Here is a 19,212-nt window from a genome sequence, read left to right as displayed (position 1 = left end):
CGCGCGACATCGTTCTCCGTTCCCTACGCCGGCATTGCCCGGATCAGGTTCGATGGGTTGGCGCGCGCCTCTCAGCCCCTGACGGGGCACCCCAACGGATTCGAGGTATGTTTAGCAGTCAGGGCAGGCGTCGACAACCGCGCACGATCGCGCGGCCCGCCCGAGGAAACGATCGACGCGGTCGCCCTTCATGTCCATGAGGCCGGGGCCGTAGCGGGCGTCGCCGTCGCGCCGGAAGGGCAGGGCGGACAAGGTGCCCACGGGATGAACCGTGTCGAGATGCCCAAGAAGAAGGATGCCGCCCTCGCCGGAGCGCGGATGCGGCATCGTCGCGCGCACGCTGTCGCCAGGCGACCGGAGCCGTGCGTGCGGTCGTCGGGAGCCTGTAGCAACCGGTCGGATACAGGGGCTGTGCCGCATCAAGGAAGAGGCGCGTTTCATCTTGCGAACCGAACCCGATGGCTGGGCGCGGGGAAGGTCAGGCGGTGCCGCGCAACGGTGCTGCCCACCCGTCCGGCGGCGGAGCGTGCTCCGGCGGACTACCTCCGTCCGACAATCAACCGGACAAGCGCGAGCACGACCAGCGCTCCGATCGCCGCCACGACCATCAGGAATAGCAACCCGCCTGCCGCAAGGATGCCGATCCCGAGCGCAGCCAGCATGAAGGGCGTCGCGACGGCTGCCACCACGCCGACGATCAGGTAGAGGGCCATGTTCCGACCCGCCAGCTTCCCCGCAAGGTAGCCGGCCGCCAAGCCGACCAGGATCAAGAGAATGAGCGCGGCCGTCCCGACTGCATCAAGTAGCGCTTCCATTTCGTCGTCTCCGTTCTGTTCGGCAGGTACCGGTTTTTCGCCGCACTTCAGCCTTCATTTCCGTGAACTAGTTCTTGCAATGCTGTAGGCGCTTGGAACGCGCTTGCGGGATGAAATGGGATCCTGCGCGAAGGTCGGCGTCGATCCGTTATAACCCGATCGTCACCAAGTTTGTCGCGCACTTCAAGCCCCGTCCGAAGACGGCTCGCCGGACACCCTGTTGCGCAGGAACGCTGCAGTCCGGGCGTCCGCTTTCAAGTTCGGCGTAGGCGCCGGTCGATCGGACGCGGTCTTGCTTGCCAATGCGTTGGGTGCTGCGCGAGCCGGTTCAGCGCGCGTGTCGCTCCCGAAGCGACGCCGGCATCTCATCCGCCGACGACGCGAGGGCCGCGCGGGAAACCGGCACCTCAGGAACCCTCGTCCGCGACGTCACGAACGCCCGGCGTACTTCCGTCGGCTTTGGGGAAGGCCGATTTCAACGCGTTCACGCCGCGTTGAGCCTTTGCGAGCTAGGCGAGGTCACCCTCTGTTCGCGGGTCTTCGCCTCGTCGATCCCCATCGCCGTGGTGTTTCCCATCCTCTGTCGGCTTGCCGCTGCGCCGCCAATGCGCGGTTGAAGATCCATTCCGCGCGCCGTTCCTGCTTTCGCGACACCAACCGCGCTGCGGTGAATCTGTTCCGGCAGACGCCAGCCTGCTTCCGGTCGCCCCGGACCTCCAAGTTGCGCTGGCGGATCGGCTGAAGGCGCTGAACGTGCCGGTTCATGAGAAACGCTCGGCGGCGCCGCGCGATCCTTTGGTACCGATCACCTCAACCGGGCCGGCGTGGAGGCACTCTACCTGTCCGACCCGATTGACCTGTATCAACGCGGCGCCGCGTCAAGTGCGTCACTCTTAGGGTCACAGAATGCATCGACGGGGCGCTTCGCTGGCAGGCCCCGTCGCGGATCATGGAAATCAGATCGTGGCAGAAGATTCCGAACCATCCAAGACGGCAGATCGCGGTCCCTTCGCGCAGTGGACCGGACCGTTCCTCGTCGCGCTGGCGTTCATGGCAGTGTTGCTGATCCAGTTGCTGCCGGACCCGACGGCCACCGCGACGGTTTCCTACACCGAGATGAAGTCGTTGATCCGAAACGCACAGGTCCAGCAGGTCACGCTGGAAGAGGATTCCATAGTCGCGGAGTTGCAGACGCGGCACGAGAGCGGCGCGCAACAGGTGCGCGCCATCGTCCCGGCGCAGGACGATCCGGACCTTCTGCCGCTGCTCGAACGCATGGACGTCGAGGTGACTGCGGTCGCGCCGGGTTCGCCTTCGGTCCTGTGGTCGTTCCTGCCATGGATCCTGATCGTCGGCTTCTATTTCTGGGTGGCCAGACGGCTGAGCGCCGGTGCCCTAGGAGATGGTTTCGGCGGTGCAAAGGGCGGGCTCGGCGGCTTCCTGGGCGGTCGTTCGGCGCAACCGACCAAGCCAACCGGGAAGGTCACATTCGACCAGGTGGCGGGCCAGGAACAAGCCAAGCGCGAGGTGTCGGAACTTGTCGAGTTCCTGCGGGATCCCGACCGCTTCCAGAAGGTCGGCGCCACCGTCCCGCACGGCGTGCTGCTGATGGGGCCTCCCGGAACGGGCAAGACGCTGGTGGCCCGCGCGCTGGCCGGAGAGGCAGACGTTCCCTTCTTTTCCACCTCCGGTTCTGAATTCATCGAGATGTTCGTCGGAGTCGGCGCCGGCCGGGTGCGCAGGATGTTCGAAGAGGCCCGCAAACAGGCGCCTTCGATCATCTTCATTGACGAGCTGGACAGTATCGGGCGGACGCGCGGCACCGGGCTGGGCGGCGGCCACGACGAGCGCGAACAGACGCTGAACCAGATCCTGGCCGAACTGGACGGCTTCACCGCGCGCGAAGCGGTGGTCGTGCTGGCGGCCACGAACCGCCCCGACGTGCTCGACCCGGCGCTTCTGCGGCCCGGTCGGTTCGATCGGCATGTCACGCTTTCGCTGCCCGACAGGGCCGCGCGCCGCGCCATCCTCGACGTGCATGCGAAGGGCCTGCCGCTAAGCCGCAACGCCGATCTGGACCGGATCGCCGCCGGAACGCCCGGCTTTTCGGGCGCGGATCTGAAGAACCTTCTGAACGAGTCCGCGATCGGGGCCGCAAGACGGTCGAGCAGCGAAATCGCGCCTGCCGATCTGGACGAGGCCCGCGACAGGGTGATGATGGGCACCGTGCTTACGCTGGCGATCCAGCCCGACGAAAGGCACCGGCTTGCCGTACACGAGGCCGGCCATGCGGCGGCGGCCTATTACCTGCCGGGGGCCGATCCGCTCTACAAGGTCACGATCATCCCGCGCGGCCACAGCCTGGGCAGCACCCACATGCTTCCCGACAACGAGCGCCACACCCTGCCCGAAAGCTTTCTGAGGGCGCAACTGGCCATCACGCTCGCCGGCCGCGCGGCGGAAAGGCTTCTTCTCGGCTCCGTCAGTTCCGGTGCCGACGACGATATCCGGCGCGCGACGGCGACGGCGCGCGCGATGGTGGCACGCTGGGGCATGGATCCCGAGATCGGTCCCGTGGACCTGCGCGAAAGCGAGGACCACCCGTTTCTGGGGCAGCAGATCTCCAAACCTCGCACTTTCGCGGACGAGACGGCCGCGCGCGTGGATCAGGCGGTGATGACGCTGCTGCGCGAGGCGGAAGACGATGCCGTCCGCGTACTCGACGAGCACCGCGGACAGGTCGATGCGCTGGTGCGCAGGCTGGAGTCCGAGGAGACGCTGGAAATCGGCGCGATCCGGGATTGTCTCGGCTCGGTCGCGAATGTCACCCCTTTCGCCAAGGCCAGTTCGAAGAAGGAGGGCGAGGCCTGACGGAGCACACTTTCGACGTGTGTCCGCCACGAGCCAGGCAGAGACAAGTCAGCCGTTCATTGCGGATCCCTCATAGGGTGCCTTGGGATGCAGGACCACCCGCGCGTTCATTGGCACCCGCTCGTAGAGATCGACGATGTGCGGGTTGATGAGGCCGGCGCAGCCGTTGGAAACCGCGCGGCCGATGGTAGCCGGGTCGCCGGTGCCGTGAATGCGCAGGAACGTGTCGCCGCGCTCTGGCGTGAACAGGTAGAGCGCGCGCGCCCCGAGGGGGTTGTTCGGACCGCCGGGCATTCCGGTGTCCGCGTAGCGTGCATATTTTTCCGGCTCGCGTTCGATCATGCCCGGAGTCGGGGTCCAGGACGGCCATTCCTTCTTGGCGCCCACAAAGAACTCGCCCGCCTCGTAAAGATCTCCGCGGCCGACGCGGACCGGGTAGACCAGTGCGCGCCCTTCTGGCAGCGTCCAGTAGAGCCTGAAACGCGTCGGGAGGACATGCACCTCGCCCGGGGCAGGGTAGGGGGCGGCCATCCGGACGACATAGGGATCGATCACCTCCGCACTGTCCTGCGCGACACCGGGTCGACCCGTGGTAAGGCCGCCCAGTGCCAGCCCGCTCAGGATGAAGTTTCTGCGTTTCATGTCCTGCCTCTCTTTTTTCGCGAACCTGTCTTTCTACGGCGCAAGGGTCGAAAGGTTCCCTGTTTCAGCTCTGGGCTTCGGACGCGCGCGTCTGGCCGTTCCTCGAAAGCGCCGCGGCCGAAGCGCTCCTTTTTCGTGCGTAGCGACGCAGAAAGCCGAGCGGTCCGTTCAGGGAACTCCGCGTTCGCTGCCTCCGTTCGCCTCATGTGACGTAAAGGCAGTGGAAACGAATCCAGGATGACCGATACTGCTGAATCGGGACGCGTGGTGAGAGCAGGCGAGACGTGCTGGCGGACGGCCCGTGCCGACCGGCTGGGGGTCATCGTGGATGCCGCGGACTATTTCGCCGCGGCACGCGCCGCCATGCTGCAAGCCGACGAGACCATCGTGCTCATCGGCTGGGACTTCGATCTCAGGATCAGGCTTGCCCCGGGCAAGGACCTCGACGATGCGCCGAACGAGTTGGGGCCATTCCTGAAATATCTTGTGCGCCGAAAGCCCAGGCTGCGCATCTTCATCCTGAAGTGGGACATGGCGGTTCTGTTCACAGGCAACCAACTTCTTCCCATTTTCGCGCTTGACCTGAAAAGCGTGGCGCGGATCCGGCTGAGGTTCGACAGCAAGCATCCCTGGGGCGCGGCACATCACCAGAAGATCGCCGTGATCGACGATGCGCTGGCCTTTTGTGGCGGCATCGACATGACCGTCGACCGCTGGGACACCCGCGAGCATGCTCCGCACGACGAACGGCGAAGGCGTCCGGACGGCAGTGTCGCGGGTCCGTGGCACGATGCCACCACCGTCGTCGACGGTGCGGCTGCGCAGGCCTTGGGCGAGGTCGCCCGCGCGCGCTGGAAGGCGGCGACCGGGCGGCGTCTGCCCTGGTCGCGCGTCCCTCGCCGGATCTGGCCTGAGGGGATCGAGCCGCAGTTATTCGACGTCGACGTGGGAATCGCGCGGACCATGCCGAAATTCAGGGGACGGCCGCCCATCAGCGAGATCGAGAAGCTCTACCTCGCCGCGATCAAGGCGGCGCAGCGTTCGATATATCTCGAAAGCCAGTATTTCGCCTCCGCCAGCATCTGCGACGCGCTGGAGGCCCGCCTTGCCGAGCCGGACGGACCCGAGGTCGTGGTGATCAACCCGCTGTCCACGGAAGGCTGGCTTGAACAGGAAACCATGGGCGTGTCGCGCGACCTGCGGCTGGCATCGGTGACGCGGGCGGACCGGAACGACCGGTTCCGTATCTATTACCCGGTCAACGCGGCCGGCGAACCGATCTACGTCCACGCGAAGATACTGGTGGTCGACGATGATCTCATCCGGGTCGGTTCGTCGAACGTCAACAATCGCTCGATGGGGTTCGACACCGAGTGTGATCTTGCAGTCGAGGCGCGCGGTCCTGCCGAGCGCACTGCCATCACCGCGTTGCGGAACGACCTTCTGGCAGAGCATCTCGATGTCCGCCCGGCGGACATTCGTGAGGCCTTGAACCGTACCGGCTCCTTGCGCGGCGCCATCGAGGCTCTTCGGCGAACCGAGGGACGTTCTCTGCGGCCGATCCCGCGGCGAGAGATGACGCCGATGGAGGAGGCGGTGGCGCGCACCCATTTCGCCAACCCCGAACGTCCGGCCGATCCGGAGGCCAGGCTCGAGCATCTTGCGAAGGGGCTCGTCCTCTCGGTCCCGCCGGAGGCTTGGGTGGCCGTCGGCGTGGCAACCACGGCAGCGGCGTTCTACTTCTACCGAAGACGGAAGAAGAGGTAAGGAGCGGGAAGGAGTCGAGCGCCGCAATCGTGCGTAGGAGCTCGCCCCGCACCACCGGCAGCGCTATGCGCGCTGCGCCAGGGCATGGATAGCGATTGCGTTTCTGCCTCGGAAGCGCGGCCGTCCACATGGTGGCCGAGAAGGAGCGTGCGTAACTGCTCGACCTCCGGAACAGGCTGCGATTGTCCCCGCAAGACAACTCCCAAGCGGACTCCATTGCGTCATGAATTGGTTTTATGCGCGGCGGATCAGCCCACGCCAGCTTCTCGGATATAACAGCGCCACGCTTGTCGCGGGCATTCTTCATGATTTCCGCGATCTCGTCCGGCTCGTCAGGACCAGTCATCTCGATGTGCCGCCCGGCGCCTTTGTCCTCGGCTGGTTGACCTAGAGGGCTGCAGCCCCGTAGCATCCGGCTATGCCCGCCCTGTCCGCCATTCTCGAAACCGTGCTCTACGTCGACGATCTGGATCGTGCGGCAGCTTTTTTCGAAACGGTCATGGGCCTGCCTGTGCTTCATGCCGATAGCCGGATGCGCACTTACGATGTTGCCGGGCGCGGCACGCTGCTGCTGTTTATCCGCGGAGGAACCCTGGAACCCGTCGAGACTCCGGGCGGCACGATTCCGCCCCATGACGGTTCCGGCCCGCTTCACGTCGCCTTCGCCATCGAGAAGGCCGAGCTTTCCGACTGGAAGGCGCACCTCGCCGATCATGGCGTCGTCGTCGAAAGCAGCACCGACTGGCCCCGCGGTGGCCAATCGATCTATTTCCGCGATCCCGACGGGCATCTTCTTGAACTCGCCACTCCCGGACTTTGGCAGGGCTACTGACCGGCTGCACCGCATCGTCCACGTCGCAGACATCGAGCGGGTGCCTTGGCTGCAGGCGTCCGCTTGACACAGTCTTCGCTCTGCATCGGTCCGCCGCCGACGCCCGAACTTAATCCCGTTCAAGGAAGAAGCGCACCATCTCCGCCGTCGCATCCGGTCCCGTCGGATCGGCATAGCTGCCCTCGGTGCTGCCCCCGGACCAGGCGTGACCCGCGCCGTCGATCCGCCAGACCTCGATCGAATGGCCGCCGGGGGTCCGTGATGTAAGGACGTCGTAGCGGCGGCCGGCGGCCTCTCCAGTCGAGCGCGCGAATTTCTCGAGCCGGCCGGCAAGGCGGCCCGCGTTGACCGGTGCAACGGTCCTGTCGGCCGACCCGTGGAAGATGATCGCGGGAACGCACACGGATTCCGCACCGGGTGCGGGATCGCCGCGCATCGCGCCCAAGGCCGACATGACGTCATTGGCCGATCCCGACGCGAGGCCGGAATGGACGCCGACCGCGGCGAAAACCTCGGGGTGAGTCTGCGCAAGGATGGCCGCCATTGCGCCCCCCGCGGACAGGCCGGCGGCGAAGATGCGACCGGCGGGCACGTCATGATCCTTTGCGACCGCGGCCGCCAGATCGGCCAGCAGCGCGGCCTCGCCACCGGCCCGCGTCCGGTCACCGGGGCGGAACCAGTTCCAGCACGACGAGGCGTTGTGCGCACGCGTCTGCTCGGGATAGGCCACGATCAGCCCGTGCCGTTCGGCGTGGGCGTTCATGCGTGTGCCGGCGGCGAAGTCCTCGGGCGACTGCGTGCAGCCGTGCAGCATGAGGATCACGCCCCGGACGGGCGCCTTAAGATCGGAGGGAATATAGAGGCGATAGTCCCGCGCGCCGTACGGGCCCGTGTGTTGTCGGCGCTCGAACGCGGCTCCTTCCGGCACCTCGAGCGTCGGCCGGGTTCGGCCGGGCATAAGGTTCGCACCTCTGCGCAATTGCGCGAGATCGGCGACCACTTGCGAGAGCCGGGGGCGCGAGGCGGTCGGCTTCGCGCGCGGGCGGGCTTCTTGCGGGTTTGCCGCGAACGCCGTAGGCGCGCCGGAGGAACCTGCAAGGGCCGCCTGGATCGCGCGCGTCGCGGCAAGCGGGTTGCCCGCGCGCGTCTGTTCGAGCGACCGGCGCATGGCCGTCGCAAAATCGTCGTTCATCTGTCTGCCTTTCCGGAATCGGCCGCAGCCGTTACGTTATGCGGTGCGCCAGCGCGGCGCGCAGTTCGGGCGGCGCCTGAAGCGCGCCCAGGACGTTGATCGTACCGATGGTCGCCAGGGCGAGCTCGGGCGAGATGTCGTGGGCCAGCCGCGCGAGGCCGACGACCTTGATGTGCATGACCTCGCCCGCGTCGCGCGCGGCCTCGAGGTCGGCGCGGGTGAAGTCCCGCAGACCCACGTCGAGCGTGCGCCGCTCGATCAGCTGCCCGACCTCGGCGGCATGGGCCGAAAGCTGTGCGCGGATCGCGTTCCGGATGAAGTCGGTCCTGTTGGTGTAGAATCCTTCCTCGACCAACAGGTCAATGCGGCCGAGGTCGACATAGCCGAGGTTGATCGTGATCTTTTCGGTGTCGCTGGGTTTGATCTGGCGCGGCAAAGCGTTTCTCCATCCACTTGGATGTTATTTGCGCCGAAACCCGCGAGAGTGCAAGCGCGATGCGCAAGCGCGGCGGGCTTTCAGCCAGCGACGTAGATTGGCATGGCGGCGTGTCGGACTGAGCGGGTCGGACATATACTGATGTCGCAATGCGGACCCGAAGAACGCGCCGTGGTACATGTTTCCGCCCGCAGATGGCAGGCAGCAACCGCATCCTCGCGGGTGCGAGGACGACGTCGCCCGAGAGCGGTTACCTGATTTGTAAGTGCTCGTGCAATGCTGCGGTCACCTTGGCATCAGCCTTGGCGGCGAAAGATTCTCGTGCTGGAGAAAAGGTCCTCCAGCCGTTCGATCCGCGCCAGCGCCTCGTCGCCCAGGCGCGACTGCACCTCGGCGATCAGCGCCTCGACGATGAGATTGATGGCGAGCGTGGAATCCCACGAAGACGGCACCTCGACCGCGGCGTTGAAGACGTGGTCGGCCAGCGCCGATATCGGGCTGCCCCACTGGTCGGTGAACAGGACGATCCGGCTGCCTTGCCCGTGGGCAAGCTCGGCCAGCTTCATCAGCTCGCCCTCGTAGCGGCGGATGTCGAAAAGGATCAGCGCGGTGTGCGGCCCCATGTCCAGCAGGTACTGCGGCCAGACGTTCACCGGCGGTGGCAGCAGCATCACGGCCGCCCGGATGATCTGCAGGTGGTTGAAGAAATAGTCGGCGTTCGACCGGGTGATGCGCCCACCGGCCATCCGCACGGACACGCCCGGGTCCGCCAGCAGTGCGGCCACCGCGTCGAAGCTGCCCGGGTCGAGTCGTTCGATCGTGTGGTTGAGGTTCTCGAACACAGCCGTGGCAAAGGTCCGGAAGGCCGGACTGTCGCCGCGCGCCGCAGGCCAGCAATCGCCCTTGAGGATCGGCTGCTTGATCTGTTCGGACACCTCGCGGCGCAACGCGTCCTGCAGTTCCGGAAACCCGTCGAAGCCCAACTTGCGCGCCAGGCGGATCACCGTTGGTGTGGACACGCCCGCCGCCTCGGCCAGCTTGGTCACGGTGTTGAGACCGGCCACCGGGTAGTCGCGCAGCAGCACGCTGGTCAATTGGCGCTCGGCCGGCGTCAGCGCACCGGCATGGTCGCGGTCGCGGATGCGATCCTTGACCAGGACCGGGCGGTTCGGTGGAGATGAGCCGGGCTGCGGCACGCGGGGTACCCCTTGGCGTGTAACGTCCCGTACAGGATACGCTCGATCTGTAGTCAACGCTACGTAATTTTCTTGACAGGACGAATTCCGTTGTCGCTAATCGTACGAAACAGGGGATGGGAAGCCGGGCGTGCCAGCGTGGAAAGCATTCGAACGGATCGAGGGGGACGCACGGCCGCCCTGCGCCGTTCTTGTCTGCGAACACGCCGCGCGCGCCATTCCGCTCGAACTGTCCCATCTTGGTCTTGCCGCCGCCGACCTTGACAGCCACGCCGTCTGGGACATCGGCGGCGCGGCGCTGACCCGCGCGCTGGCCGACAGGCTGCGCACGCCGGCGTTGCTGGGGGCGCTGTCGCGGCTTGTCTACGACTGCAATCGACCGCCCGATGCCCCAAGCGCGATGCCTGCGCAGGTGGAACGCATCGCCGTCCCCGGCAACGAGAACCTGGACGCCGATGCTCGCGCCACGCGCACCCGGCTGGTCTACGAGCCGTTCCACGACGCGGTGGCCGACGCGCTCGCCGCCACGCCCGGCGCGGCGCTGGTGACGGTGCACAGCTTCACGCCCGACTGGAACGGCGTCCCGCGCAGCGTCGAGATCGGCTATCTGCACGACGCGGACGCGAGACTGGCCCGCGCCATGCTGCGGGCGGGGCAGGGTAGACGTTGGGACAGCCGCCTGAACGAACCCTACTCCGCCGCCGACGGCGTGACCCACACCCTTGCGCGGCACGGGGCAGGGTGCCCGAGCGTGATGATCGAGGTACGCAACGACCTGCTGCGCGACGACGCGGCCGTCGCGGCCATGGCCGATCACCTCGCCGCAGCGCTGACCGCGGCGCTTGCCGCGCTGGAGGAGACGCAGCCATGATCGCCGCGATGCGCGCCTACGTCGCGGTCATTGACCGCTGCAACCGCTGGATCGGGCGCGCGGTGATGTACGGCATCTTCGTGATGATGGCGATCCTGATGTGGTCCACGATCTCGAAGGCGTTCTTCCTGCCGTCGATCTGGACGCTGGAAATGGCGCAGTTCGCCATGGTCGCCTACTTCATCCTGGGCGGGCCGTATTCGATCCAGATGGGCTCGAACGTGCGGATGGATCTGCTCTACGGCGACTGGTCTGACCGGCGCAAGGCGCAGGTGGACGCGATCACCGCGCTGTTCCTGATCGTCTACCTGGGCGTGCTGCTCTGGGGCGGGTGGGACAGCCTGATGTATTCCTTCCAGTACGGCGGAGAGCGCAGCCCGACCGCATGGCGCCCGTACCTGTGGCCGATCAAGTCCATCATGGTCGCGGGGATCGCGCTGATGCTGCTTCAGGTCATTTCGGAATTGTTCAAGGATATCCTGCGCCTGCAAGGCGAGGACATGGGGGAAAAGACCTGATGTCCTACGAGCTTATCGCCGCGCTGATGTTTTCCACGATGATGCTGATGCTGCTGACCGGGCAGCGCGTCTTCGGCGCGATCGGCTTCGTCGCGGTGATGGCTGCGCTGTTCCTGTGGGGCGACCGGGGCGGCTACGACCTTGGCTTCTCGGCGGCGATGAAGCTGATGAAGTGGTATCCGCTCCTGACCCTGCCGATGTTCATCTTCATGGGATACATCCTGTCGGAAAGCCGCATCGCCGACGATCTCTACAGGATGTTCCATGTCTGGATGGGCGGCCTTTCGGGCGGGTTGGCCGTGGGCACGATCGGATTGATGGTGCTGATCTCGGCGATGAATGGCCTCAGCGTCGCCGGCATGGCCATTGGCGCCACCATCGCGCTGCCGGAACTGCTGCGCCGAAACTACGACAAGCGTATGGTCACCGGCGTGATCCAGGCCGGTTCGTCGCTGGGAATCCTCGTGCCGCCATCCGTCGTGCTGGTGCTCTACGCCATGATCGCGCGCCAGCCGGTCGGGCAGCTTTGGCTGGCCGGAGCCGTACCAGGGCTGATGATGGCGGGCCTGTTCATCGGCTACATCGTGATCCGCTGCCGTCTGAACCCGGCGCTCGGCCCCGTGCTGGCGCCCGAGGACCGCGCCATGCCGCGCGTCGAGAAGCTGCGCCTGCTGCGCGCGGGGCTGCTGCCGCTCGTGATCTTCGCGGTGATGATGGTGCCCTTCGTGAACGGTTACACCTCGCTGGTGGAAAGCTCGGCCATCGGGGCGATCGCCGCCTTTCTGGCCGCCGTGCTGAAGGGCCGGATGAACCGCGTGGTGTTCGAGAATTCCGTACGCAAGACGCTGGGCATCACCTGCATGTTCATGTGGATCATCCTGGCCGCGCTGGCCTTCGGCGCTGTGTTCGACGGGCTGGGCGCAGTGCGCGCGATCGAACACCTGTTCACCGAGCGCCTCGGCCTCAACCCCTGGATGATCCTGATCCTGATGCAGCTGAGCTTCATCGTCATGGGCACGTTCCTGGACGACACGGCGATGCTGGTGATCGTGGCGCCGCTTTACGTGCCGCTCGTGGATGCGCTGGGGTTCGATCTGATCTGGTATGGTGTGCTCTATACCATCACGACTCAGATCGCCTACATGACGCCGCCCTTCGGCTACAACCTGTTCCTGATGCGCGCGATGGCTCCGCCGGAAATCACGCTGCGCGACATCTACGTCTCGATCGTTCCGTTCGTCGGGGTGATGATCGTGGCGCTGGCGCTGGTCATGGCCTTCCCCGAAATCGCGCTTTGGCTGCCCGGCCTCGTCTACGATTACTGAGATACCAGACCCCGGAAAACCGGGGCGCCACGACCGAAAACCGCAACAGAGAGAGGTTTCCCATGACGACCCGACGCACGTTCCTGAAGGGAGCGGCCGCCGCCGCCCCCGCCGCCGCGCTGGCGGCCCCCGCCATCGCGCAATCGACCATCCGCTGGCGGATGCAGACCTACGCCGGACCCGCGCTGGCCGCGCACGTGATCGACCCCGCGATCGAGATGTTCAACCAGATCGCCGGCGACCGGATGCAGATCGAGCTGTTCTACGCAGACCAGTTGGTCCCCACGGGCGAGCTGTTTCAGGCCATGCAGCGCGGCACCATCGACGCGGTGCAGTCCGACGACGATTCCATGGCCTCGCCGACCGAAGTCACCGTGTTCGGCGGCTATTTCCCGTTCGGCAGCCGCTACTCTCTGGACGTGCCGGTGCTGTTTCACCGCTACGGGCTCGACGAGATCTGGAAGGAGGAATACGCCAAGGTCGGCGTGCAGCACATCAGCGCCGGCGCCTGGGACCCGTGCCACTTCGCGACCAAGGACCCGATCCGCAGTCTTGCAGACTTGCAGGGCAAGCGGATCTTCACCTTCCCGACCGCCGGCCGCTTCCTGAGCCAGTTCGGCGTGGTGCCGGTGACGCTGCCGTGGGAGGACATCGAGGTCGCCGTGCAGACAGGCGAGCTTGACGGCATCGCCTGGTCGGGCATCACCGAGGACTACACTGTGGGCTGGGCCGACGTGACCAACTACTTCCTCACCAACAACATCTCGGGCGCTTGGATCGGGCATTTCTTCGCCAACCAGGAGCGCTGGGACGAGCTGCCCGAGGACCTCAAGACGCTGTTCAAGGTCGTCGCCGACCAGTCGCACTACTACCGCCAGCACTGGTACTGGGGCGGCGAGGCCGACCTGCGGGTGAACGGTGACAAGCTGCAGCTGACCACGATTCCCGATGCCGAATGGGACACCGTCGAGGAAGCCGCGCGCATCTTCTGGGACGAGATCGCGGCGGAATCCGAGACCAAGGCGAAGGTCGTCGAGATCTTCAAGCAGTACAACGCCGACATGCAGAAGGCCGGTCGCCCGTACCGCTACGGCGACGACGCCTGACATCCCCAGCCTGACGACACGAACGGGCGCCGGTCTCCGCCGGCGCCCGCCCTCTGACACCGCCCGCCACAGGAGGCCACCATGCCTGAATCCCTCACGCTGAAATCGCTGCGCAAGGCCGCCGATGCGGGCGAGATCGACACCGTGCTGGTGTGCCTCGTGGACATGCAGGGCCGGCTGATGGGCAAGCGGTTCCACGTGTCGAATTTCCTCGAAAGCGCGCACGAGGAGACGCATTGCTGTTCCTACCTGCTGGCCACCGACCTGGTGATGAACACGCCCGAAGGCTATCAGGCGACGAGCTGGGAGCAGGGCTACGGCGACTACGTGATGAAGCCCGACCTGTCGACGCTGCGCCCGGTGCCTTGGATGGCCGGCACCGCGATGGTGCTGTGCGACGTGCTCGACCACCACACGCATGAACCCGTGCCGCATTCGCCCCGCGCCATCCTCAAGGCGCAGATCGCCCGCGCGCAGGCGATGGGCCTGACGGCGATGATGGCGACGGAACTCGAGTTCTTCCTGTTCGACCGGACGTTCGACGAGATCCGCAAGGGCGGGTTCCGCGACCTGGTGCCGTTCTCGGGCTACAACGAGGATTACCACATCTTCCAGACCGGCAAGGAAGAGCATGTGATGCGGCCGATCCGCAATCACCTCGTCGCCGCCGGTGTTCCTGTCGAGAACACCAAGGGCGAGGCCGAGGCCGGGCAGGCCGAGCTGAACATCCGCTACGCCGAGGCGCTTGAGACGGCCGACAACCACACCATCGCGAAGCATGCGATCAAGGAGATCGCCCACCAGCAGGGCCACGCCGCCAGCTTCCTGCCGAAGTGGCACGCCGACCGGGTGGGCAGCGCCGCGCATGTGCACCAGTCGCTGTGGAAGGACGGCACGCCGGTTTTCTTCGACGTGGACAAGCCGCGCGGCATGTCCGACCTGATGGGCTCCTACGTGGCCGGGTTGCTGAAGTATTCCGCCGACGTCACGTTCTTCCTTGCGCCCTACGTCAACAGCTACAAGCGCTTCGTGCCGGGCACCTTCGCGCCGACAAAGGTGGCGTGGTCCGTCGACAACCGCACGGCAGGCTACCGCCTGGTGGGCGAGGGCACGAAGGGTGTGCGCATCGAGTGTCGCATCGGCGGGTCCGACCTGAACCCGTACCTTGCCTGCGCGGCACAGCTTGCCGCCGGCCTGACGGGGATCGAGGAAGGGCTGAGCCTGGCCGATCCGGTCGACGGCGACGTCTACAGCATGACAGACGTGCCGGCGGTGCCCCATACGCTGCGCGCGGCGACGGACGCCCTGCGCGGATCGTCGATGCTGCGGGCGCAGATGGGCGACTGGGTGGTGGATCACTACACCCACGCCGCCGAGGTGGAACAGGAAAGCTTTGACCGCGCGGTGACCGACTGGGAAATCGCCCGCGGCTTCGAGGGAGCATGACATGAGCAGCATCAAACTGATCTCGCCGATCGACGGATCGGTCTATCTGGAACGGCCGGTCCTGTCGCGGGACGACGCCTTCGCCGCCGCCCGCGCGGCGCGCGGCGCGCAGGCCGCCTGGGCCGCGCGGCCCGTGGCCGAGCGCGCTGCGCTGGTGATGAAGGCGGTCGAGATCGTCGGGCAGGACACCGGCCGCATGGCGGTGGAACTGGCCCACCAGATGGGCCGGCCGGTGCGCTACGGCGGCGAGTTCGGCGGCTTCAAGGAACGCGCGGCGTACATGGCCGAGATCGCCGAGGACAGCCTCGCCCCGCAGGTGATCGAGGACAGCGCCACCGCGCACCGCCTGATCCGGCGCGAACCGTGGGGCACCGTGCTGGTCGTGGCGCCCTGGAACTACCCCTACATGACGGCGATCAACACCGTCGCGCCCGCGCTGATCGCGGGCAATTGCGTGATCCTGAAGCACGCCGCCCAGACGCTGCAGGTGGGCGAGCGCCTCGCCGAGGCGCTGCACGCGGCGGGCGTGCCAGAGGACGTGTTCCAGAACCTCGTTCTCGACCACGACACGACCTCGGCGCTGATCGCGGCGCGGAAGGTCGATTTCGTGAACTTCACCGGGTCGGTGGGTGGCGGTCAGGCGATGGAGCGCGCCGCCGCCGGCACCTTCCTGCCCATCTCAACGGAGCTGGGCGGCAAGGACCCGGCCTATGTGCGCGCCGACGCGGATCTCGATACCGCAGTCGCGGGCGTGATCGACGGCGCGATGTTCAACTCGGGTCAGTGCTGCTGCGGGATCGAACGGATCTACGTGCACCGCGACCTGTTCGACGCTTTCGTCGAGAAGGCCGTGGCGCTGGTCAAATCCTACAGACTCGGCAACCCGCTGGACGAGGACACGACCATCGGCCCGATGGCGCATGTCCGCTTCGCCGCCGAAGCCCGCGCCCAGGTCGACGAGGCCGTGACCGACGGCGCGACGGCGCACATTCCGATAATGGAGGCCGACGACGGCGGCGCCTACCTCACGCCGCAGATCCTGACGGGCGTCACCCACAAGATGCGCGTAATGCGGGACGAGACGTTCGGGCCGGTCGTCGGCATCATGGCGGTCGATGGCGACGAGCAGGCGATCGAGTTGATGAACGACAGCCGCTTCGGCCTGACGGCGTCGCTCTGGACCACCGACGCCGATGCGGCCGAGGCGATCGGACAGCGGATCGAGACGGGCACCGTGTTCATGAACCGCTGCGACTACCTCGACCCCGCCTTGTGCTGGACCGGGTGTAAGGACACCGGCCGCGGGCAGGGGCTCTCGACGCTGGCCTACCAGGCGCTGACCCGGCCGAAATCCTATCATCTGAAGAAGGCATGAGCATGCACGCGAACTGGACCTACCCGAACCCTATCCGCTTCGGCGCCGGCCGCATATCCGAGATCGCCGATGCCTGCCGCGCCGCAGGGATCAAGAAGCCCCTGCTGGTCACCGACCGCGGCCTGGCGGGGATGGAGATCACGTCCCGCACGCTCGACCTGCTCGACGCGGGCGGGCTGGGCCGCGCGATGTTTGCCGACGTGGACCCGAACCCGAGCGGCGAGAACGTCGAGGAAGGCCTGCGCGCCTACCGCGACGGCGGGTTCGACGGCGTCGTGGCCTTCGGCGGCGGCTCGGGGCTGGATCTGGGCAAGACGCTGGCCTTCATGGCCGGGCAGACCCGTCCGCTTTGGGATTTCGAGGACATCGGCGACTGGTGGACCCGCGCCGACCCGGCCGGCATCCATCCCATCGTCGCCGTGCCCACGACCGCCGGCACCGGTTCCGAAGTCGGGCGCGCCAGCGTCGTGACCAACGCCGACACCAACGAAAAGAAGATCATCTTCCACCCGAAGATGCTGCCCGCGGTCGTGATCTGCGACCCGGAACTGACCGTGGGCATGCCCAAGGCGATCACCGCCGGCACGGGGCTGGATGCCTTCGCCCATTGCGTCGAGGCGTATTCCTCGCCTCACTACCACCCGATGAGCCAGGGCATCGCGCTGGAAGGCATGCGGCTGGTGGTCGACAACCTGCCGCGCGCCTACGAGGACGGCACCGACATCGAGGCACGCGCCAACATGATGTCGGCGGCGGCGATGGGGGCGACGGCCTTCCAGAAGGGTCTTGGCGCGATCCACGCCATCAGCCACCCGGTCGGCGCGGTGCATCATACGCATCACGGCACCACCAACGCCGTCTGCATGCCCGAGGTGCTGAAGTTCAACGCCGACAAGATCGCGGACCGCTTCGACCGCGCGGCGGCCTACCTGGGGATCGAAGGCGGCTTCGACGGGTTCCGCGCCTATGTCGACGACCTGAACGCGCGCCTGGACATTCCGAAGACTTTGACCGACCTGGGGGTGAAGAACCCGGACGTAGACGCGCTGGCAAAGGCCGCGCTGCGCGACCCGAGCACCGGCGGGAATCCCGTCAAGATGACCGAGGAGAACACCCGCACGCTGATTGAACGGCTTCTCTGAATACCCGATCCGCCGGGTCGGGTGGGGGCAAGGCGACGGCCTCTCCCGGACCCGGCGCGTGACGTCGGGCGAGGCGCCGCTGCAGGCTCTTCTCCAGCGCCTTGGATTTTTGCCGGAGCACCCGTTTCCGAACCCTTCGCACGTTGATAATGCCGAGGGTCGCCTCGAGCCGGTCCGTTGTGCCTCAACACCTTCCCGATGCGGGGACTTTCACGATGCGCAGGGCTGAACGCTTGCGATCCCGGCCGCCGAAAGAAAGCATGAGAGCTGGGAAACCAGTCTGCGCCTGACCGCCGAGCGAAGGCCGACCGCTTCGATCTGCTGCGCACCCGGCAGCAAGCAATGGCGGCCGGCGGTGTTCGGGCACGGGCGCATTGCGTTCACCCATGCCGACTTCATCCATACTCAGGCGACCATGCTGGACGGGTGCCGCCAAGGCAGGGCCGACTCCGGGCTTCCGCCGGAAGTCACGACCGATCACGCCACGGCTCCGGCGGGACGCGGCTTGCGACGGCGTCAGGGCTTTCCCTTGCCAGCGTCGACGTCGCTCCGCTAGAGCGATCAGGGCTGACCCGACACCGATGGAGTGCGCGACATGCTGTTTTCCCTGGCCCTGCTGCTGGGCTGCCAGTTGGTCGGTGAGATCGTCACCCGCGGCGCCGGTCTGCCGGTTCCCGGACCGGTGGCCGGGCTCGCGCTGCTGCTGGCGCTCTTCGCGGTGCGGCCACAACTCGTCGCGGCTCTGCGCCCGACGACGAGCGTGATCCTGGCCAACCTCTCGCTGCTCTTCGTGCCCGCGGGGGTCGGCGTGATCGGCAATCTGGACGTCATCGCCCAGGACTGGGCCGCGCTGTCGGCGGTGTTGCTGGTCTCGACCCTGCTGTCGATGCTGGCTGCGGTCGGCACCTTTCTCGCGGTGCGCGGGCTGACCGGGCGAGACAGCGCATGACCGAGTTCGCGACGCTGTGGAGCTACCTCTCCGCCTCGCCCCTGACATGGCTCACTGCAACCCTCGTGGCCTACCTGGTGGGCAGCCGGATCTCGCGGGCGCTCGGCCACGCCCCCGTGGCCAACCCGGTGCTGCTGTCGGTCTGCCTGATTGCGCCGGCGCTGGCGCTGACCGGGACAGACTACGCCACCTATTTCGAGGGTGCACAATTCATCCACTTCCTGCTGGGCCCGGCAACGGTTGCGCTTGCCGTGCCGCTGATCGACAACCGCAAGATCATTCGCCGCTCGGTCCTGCCGATCGTGCTGGCGCTGATCGCGGGCTCGGTCGTGGCAGTGATTTCGGTGATCGGACTCGCGCAGGCTCTGGGTCTGCCGCCGCTGGTCGTGCTGTCGCTCGCGCCCAAGTCCACGACCGCGCCCGTGGCACTGGGCGTCTCCGAAGCGGTGGGCGGCATCCCGACCCTGACGGCGGTCTTCGTGATCGTGACGGGCATCCTGGGTGCGATCATTGTCACGCCAATGATGAACCTTCTGCGCATCACCGACTGGCGGGCGCGCGGCTTCGCAGCGGGCGTGGCGGCGCATGGCATCGGCACCGCGCGCGCCTTCCAGGTCAACCAGACAGCCGGCGCCTTCGCCGGGATCGGGATGGCCCTGAACGCCCTGCTCACCAGCCTGATCGTCCCGGTGCTGGTCCGCGCGCTGATTTGACACCGGACGTCACGCC

At 66.7% G+C, this 19,212-nt stretch carries 19 protein-coding genes and 1 riboswitch; of the genes, 13 read left to right on the top strand and 6 right to left on the bottom strand.

What is annotated here, in order from left to right:
• Positions 1–3: 3 nt before the first annotated feature.
• Positions 4–104, bottom strand: a riboswitch (TPP riboswitch).
• A 7-nt stretch (positions 105–111) separates the two neighbouring features.
• The gene (locus BLW27_RS20605; protein WP_245710772.1) at positions 112–339 is read right to left on the bottom strand and encodes a hypothetical protein; all 228 of its coding nucleotides are present in this window, start codon (positions 337–339) and stop codon (positions 112–114) included.
• 200 nt (positions 340–539) lie between these two features.
• A complete protein-coding gene (locus tag BLW27_RS04390; RefSeq protein ID WP_089879890.1) occupies positions 540–815 on the bottom strand; it encodes a GlsB/YeaQ/YmgE family stress response membrane protein in 276 nt (91 codons plus the stop codon).
• Positions 816–1,778: 963 nt separating this feature from the next.
• On the opposite strand from BLW27_RS04390, the gene ftsH reads away from it, so the two are divergent.
• On the top strand, positions 1,779–3,686 hold the full coding sequence (ftsH, locus tag BLW27_RS04385; protein WP_245710771.1) for an ATP-dependent zinc metalloprotease FtsH: 1,908 nt from the start codon (positions 1,779–1,781) through the stop codon (positions 3,684–3,686).
• 48 nt (positions 3,687–3,734) lie between these two features.
• Here ftsH and BLW27_RS04380 read toward each other — a convergent pair whose 3' ends face one another.
• The gene (locus BLW27_RS04380) at positions 3,735–4,328 is read right to left on the bottom strand and encodes a L,D-transpeptidase (protein WP_089879886.1); all 594 of its coding nucleotides are present in this window, start codon (positions 4,326–4,328) and stop codon (positions 3,735–3,737) included.
• Positions 4,329–4,565: 237 nt separating this feature from the next.
• Here BLW27_RS04380 and BLW27_RS04375 point away from each other — a divergent pair, with 237 nt between their 5' ends.
• From BLW27_RS04375 to BLW27_RS04370, 3 genes are all read left to right on the top strand, one after another.
• Positions 4,566–6,095 carry a phospholipase D-like domain-containing protein gene (locus tag BLW27_RS04375; RefSeq protein WP_089879883.1) on the top strand — a complete coding sequence of 510 codons (1,530 nt, stop codon included), beginning with the start codon at positions 4,566–4,568 and terminating at the stop codon, positions 6,093–6,095.
• Positions 6,096–6,318: 223 nt separating this feature from the next.
• Positions 6,319–6,486: a hypothetical protein gene (locus tag BLW27_RS21130; protein ID WP_177177817.1), complete on the top strand. Its 168-nt coding sequence runs from the start codon at positions 6,319–6,321 to the stop codon at positions 6,484–6,486.
• Positions 6,487–6,513: 27 nt separating this feature from the next.
• The gene (locus tag BLW27_RS04370) at positions 6,514–6,927 is read left to right on the top strand and encodes a VOC family protein (protein WP_089879880.1); all 414 of its coding nucleotides are present in this window, start codon (positions 6,514–6,516) and stop codon (positions 6,925–6,927) included.
• A gap of 109 nt (positions 6,928–7,036) precedes the next feature.
• Here the strand turns inward: BLW27_RS04370 and BLW27_RS04365 are convergent, their stop codons facing one another.
• The 3 genes from BLW27_RS04365 to BLW27_RS04355 form a co-directional block, all read right to left on the bottom strand.
• Positions 7,037–8,119, bottom strand: a complete 1,083-nt coding sequence (locus BLW27_RS04365) for an extracellular catalytic domain type 1 short-chain-length polyhydroxyalkanoate depolymerase (RefSeq protein WP_089879877.1) — start codon at positions 8,117–8,119, stop codon at positions 7,037–7,039.
• Between the two features lie 31 nt (positions 8,120–8,150).
• Complete coding sequence (locus tag BLW27_RS04360) at positions 8,151–8,555, bottom strand: CopG family transcriptional regulator (protein ID WP_089879874.1); 405 nt, start codon at positions 8,553–8,555, stop codon at positions 8,151–8,153.
• Positions 8,556–8,851: 296 nt separating this feature from the next.
• Positions 8,852–9,751, bottom strand: a complete 900-nt coding sequence (locus BLW27_RS04355; RefSeq protein ID WP_089879872.1) for a MurR/RpiR family transcriptional regulator — start codon at positions 9,749–9,751, stop codon at positions 8,852–8,854.
• Positions 9,752–9,881: 130 nt separating this feature from the next.
• On the opposite strand from BLW27_RS04355, the gene BLW27_RS04350 reads away from it, so the two are divergent.
• From BLW27_RS04350 to BLW27_RS04310, 9 genes are all read left to right on the top strand, one after another.
• Positions 9,882–10,622 (top strand): N-formylglutamate amidohydrolase, encoded by a 741-nt coding sequence (locus tag BLW27_RS04350; RefSeq protein ID WP_177177816.1) that lies wholly within the window; start codon positions 9,882–9,884, stop codon positions 10,620–10,622.
• Positions 10,619–11,140 carry a TRAP transporter small permease subunit gene (locus BLW27_RS04345; protein ID WP_177177815.1) on the top strand — a complete coding sequence of 174 codons (522 nt, stop codon included), beginning with the start codon at positions 10,619–10,621 and terminating at the stop codon, positions 11,138–11,140. The genes BLW27_RS04350 and BLW27_RS04345 overlap by 4 nt, the downstream gene beginning before the upstream one ends.
• Positions 11,140–12,465 carry a TRAP transporter large permease gene (locus tag BLW27_RS04340; protein ID WP_089879869.1) on the top strand — a complete coding sequence of 442 codons (1,326 nt, stop codon included), beginning with the start codon at positions 11,140–11,142 and terminating at the stop codon, positions 12,463–12,465. Before BLW27_RS04345 ends, BLW27_RS04340 begins: the two co-directional genes overlap by 1 nt.
• Positions 12,466–12,527: 62 nt before the next feature.
• Entirely contained in the window at positions 12,528–13,571 is a 1,044-nt protein-coding gene (locus tag BLW27_RS04335; protein WP_089879866.1) for a TRAP transporter substrate-binding protein, read from the top strand.
• Between the two features lie 81 nt (positions 13,572–13,652).
• Positions 13,653–15,017: a glutamine synthetase family protein gene (locus tag BLW27_RS04330; RefSeq protein ID WP_089879863.1), complete on the top strand. Its 1,365-nt coding sequence runs from the start codon at positions 13,653–13,655 to the stop codon at positions 15,015–15,017.
• Between the two features lies 1 nt (position 15,018).
• Entirely contained in the window at positions 15,019–16,392 is a 1,374-nt protein-coding gene (locus BLW27_RS04325; RefSeq protein WP_089879860.1) for an aldehyde dehydrogenase family protein, read from the top strand.
• Entirely contained in the window at positions 16,389–17,534 is a 1,146-nt protein-coding gene (locus BLW27_RS04320) for an iron-containing alcohol dehydrogenase (RefSeq protein WP_089879857.1), read from the top strand. Before BLW27_RS04325 ends, BLW27_RS04320 begins: the two co-directional genes overlap by 4 nt.
• 595 nt (positions 17,535–18,129) lie before the next feature.
• Complete coding sequence (locus BLW27_RS04315; RefSeq protein ID WP_089879854.1) at positions 18,130–18,483, top strand: CidA/LrgA family protein; 354 nt, start codon at positions 18,130–18,132, stop codon at positions 18,481–18,483.
• Positions 18,480–19,196, top strand: coding sequence for an LrgB family protein (locus tag BLW27_RS04310; protein WP_089879851.1), 717 nt, complete (start codon positions 18,480–18,482; stop codon positions 19,194–19,196). The genes BLW27_RS04315 and BLW27_RS04310 overlap by 4 nt, the downstream gene beginning before the upstream one ends.
• Positions 19,197–19,212 lie beyond the last annotated feature (16 nt).

The organism is Citreimonas salinaria, from assembly GCF_900107235.1.
In the GTDB taxonomy this organism is placed as follows: Bacteria; Pseudomonadota; Alphaproteobacteria; order Rhodobacterales; family Rhodobacteraceae; genus Citreimonas; species Citreimonas salinaria.
Note: the sequence above shows the minus strand (reverse complement) of the source record. Positions and strands in the feature narration are given on the sequence as shown.